This window comes from Chryseobacterium sp. BGARF1 (assembly GCF_001677955.1).
Classification (GTDB): Bacteria; Bacteroidota; Bacteroidia; order Flavobacteriales; family Weeksellaceae; genus Chryseobacterium.
This window is the reverse complement of record NZ_LELA01000170.1, coordinates 1-363: the sequence shown is the minus strand read 5'-3', so window position 1 is coordinate 363 and position 363 is coordinate 1. Positions and strand designations below refer to the sequence as shown.

Annotated in this window: 1 pseudogene; it reads right to left on the bottom strand. The window is 32.2% G+C overall.

Going from position 1 to position 363, the window contains the following annotated elements:
- Window positions 1-216, bottom strand: a pseudogene (locus AB671_RS21220) (transposase); the annotation flags it as partial.
- Window positions 217-363 lie beyond the last annotated feature (147 nt).

Sequence of the window (363 nt, the reverse complement as noted above, 5' to 3'; positions counted from 1 at the left end):
TGTTTTTCCGCGGAGAGGAAAATCATCTACCATAATCTCAGGAACGAAACCTTTTGACTGCAAGATGAGTGATGAGAATTCTTTTGGATCTGTATTTTTCTCTTCAAAGTAAATGTGTAGAATTTTGTTTTCTTCTTCTTCAAATTTCAGAATCTCAAAATAGTCAATCAAGAGTTCTGGTAAAAATAATTTAAGTAGTTCCGAATCATTTAACATACTACAAAAATATCATTTACTATTTTGCTCCCCAAGTTTTGAGACTGAGCCGTTTTGAGGGATCAACAACAAAACCTGGGGATAAACTAGATAAAATTCTATTTTTGTATTTAATGAAAACAGAAGAAATACTCAAGCTGCTCTTGC